Origin of the sequence: Pseudomonas inefficax (genome assembly GCF_900277125.1) — a bacterium.
Classification (GTDB): Bacteria; Pseudomonadota; Gammaproteobacteria; order Pseudomonadales; family Pseudomonadaceae; genus Aquipseudomonas; species Aquipseudomonas inefficax.
The window spans coordinates 1-1,791 of record NZ_OPYN01000180.1 but is presented as its reverse complement, the minus strand read 5'-3'; the positions used below and the strand labels follow the sequence as shown (position 1 = coordinate 1,791).

4 protein-coding genes are annotated in these 1,791 nt (G+C 60.7%); 3 read left to right on the top strand and 1 reads right to left on the bottom strand.

Annotated features, from left to right (window positions below; all coding sequences use genetic code 11):
- From JV551A3_RS22225 to JV551A3_RS22215, 3 genes are all read left to right on the top strand, one after another.
- On the top strand, positions 1–421 hold a 421-nt coding region (locus JV551A3_RS22225; protein ID WP_133979127.1), incomplete at its 5' end, for a hypothetical protein.
- 130 nt (positions 422–551) lie between these two features.
- Complete coding sequence (locus JV551A3_RS22220) at positions 552–806, top strand: YkgJ family cysteine cluster protein (protein ID WP_025339973.1); 255 nt, start codon at positions 552–554, stop codon at positions 804–806.
- A 33-nt stretch (positions 807–839) separates the two neighbouring features.
- Positions 840–1,445 carry an START domain-containing protein gene (locus tag JV551A3_RS22215; RefSeq protein ID WP_133979129.1) on the top strand — a complete coding sequence of 202 codons (606 nt, stop codon included), beginning with the start codon at positions 840–842 and terminating at the stop codon, positions 1,443–1,445.
- Positions 1,446–1,621: 176 nt separating this feature from the next.
- On the opposite strand, the gene JV551A3_RS22210 is transcribed toward JV551A3_RS22215, so the two are convergent.
- The coding region (locus tag JV551A3_RS22210) for a citrate/2-methylcitrate synthase (protein WP_328592115.1) at positions 1,622–1,791 on the bottom strand (170 nt) is incomplete at its 5' end.

The following is a 1,791-nucleotide window of genomic DNA, read 5'->3' as shown; positions in this document are numbered from 1 at the left end:
GGCTGCGCAGCCAGCAAGCCAGGCGCAGGCGGCCAGGCCGGTGCAGAAAGCCAAGCCGGCGCAGAAGGCTGCAGCCAGGCCTGCGCACAAGCAGGCGGCAAGAAAAACCGGTAACAGCAAGGCCAGGGCGGCACGCAAGCCGGTGAGCAAGGAGATTGCCCAGCCGCTACCCAAGGCGAAGCTCGACCTCAGCCTGCCGGCCGACATGGTCGATAACCTTGAGCCGAATGTGGGCAGCCCTTCGCCGATACAGCGACGCAAGCCTTTGCTGCCACCCATGTTCACTGAGAAGCCGGAGACCAGCGACAGCCCGTTCCAGCTCAATGGCCGGTTGATCAGTAACGAAATGCAGCTGCAACTGCGCAATGACAGCCGTCGGGACGTGGAAGGGGCGGCCATCGATTTCGAGTACCGCCAGTAGTTGGCGAACTGACTGCCTGGTCACGGCAGATTTCATCATACCAGCAATTTCAAACGCCTGTTTGAGCGGTTACTATCCAGGGACGTTCGTCCCGTTTTGTTTCAGGGAGTCCTGATTTTGGTGAATAGCCATGAATTGCCGTGAGGGTTGTGGTGCCTGCTGCATCGCTCCGTCCATCACCTCTGCGATGCCGCGCATGCCCAATGGCAAGCCGGCTGGCGAGCGCTGCCTGCATCTGACCGTCGACAACCTCTGCGACCTGTTCGGCAAGCCCGAGCGGCCGGCAGTGTGTGGCGGTTTCAAGGCGGATGTCGAGGTGTGCGGCAGTGACCGTGACGAGGCCATCAGGATTCTCGGTTGGTGGGAGCAGATGACGGCGGCGTGACAGGCTGGATCTTCGACAACAAGGATAAACATGATGAGATCGTTCAAGCGTATTGCACTGCTGTGTAGCATGGGGGTTCTGCTGTCGCCTGTGGCCTGGGCCGAAAACTGGCAGGTGGCCAAGGACGAGGAGGGGATCAAGGTTTCCCTCAGCGAAGTGGCCGGTTCCAAGTACAAGGCATATCAAGGCGTCACCGTGATCAAGGCGCCGCTGGCCAAGGTGCAGGCGTTGCAGGAGGACGTGGTCGGGGCTTGTGCGTGGATTCACGAATGCAAGTCGCAGAAGCTGCTCAAGCACGAAGGTGATCAGAGCTGGACCTACACCCAGTTCAATACGCCATGGCCGGTAACGCCGCGGGACTCGGTGCTGCATGTGACCACGGTCAAGGGGGCTGATGGCAGCCTGGTGCGCAACCTGAAGGAAGAGCCGACCTACATCCCGGAAGAGAAGGGCTTTGTGCGGGTCGCAAAGGTCGAAGGCTTCTGGAAACTGGTGCCCAAGGGCGACAGCACGGAAGTGACCTATCAGGTGCACACCGAGCCGGGTGGTAGCGTGCCGGCGATGGTGGCCAACAAGTTCGTGGTGGATGCGCCGTTCAATACCCTGAAAGGGTTGCGGGAGCGGGCTGAGAAAAACTGAGGCTTCTGGGTTGCCTGTCCCGGCCTCTTCGCGGGCTTGCCCGCTCCCACAGGTGTGTCATGGTCTTCGAGGCCTGTGGAGTTCCTGTGGGAGCGGGCAAGCCCGCGAAGAGGCCAGTACAGGATGAATAAAAAAGGCTGCCCGAGGGCAGCCTTCTTGCGTTCGGCGATCAACGCTTACTTGCGGTCCTGCAGTGCAACGATGTCGCGCTTCTGCTCGCCGGTGTACAGCTGGCGCGGGCGGCCGATCTTGTACGGGCTGGAGAGCATTTCTTTCCAGTGCGAGATCCAGCCCACGGTACGTGCCAGGGCGAAGATAACGGTGAACATGCTGGTCGGAATGCCGA

Excerpts from the sequence above, each read along its gene's own strand:
- JV551A3_RS22220 (WP_025339973.1), top strand. The coding sequence starts at position 552 with ATGAATTGCCGTGAGGGTTGTGGTGCCTGCTGCATCGCTCCGTCCATC.
- JV551A3_RS22215 (WP_133979129.1), top strand. The coding sequence starts at position 840 with ATGAGATCGTTCAAGCGTATTGCACTGCTGTGTAGCATGGGGGTTCTG.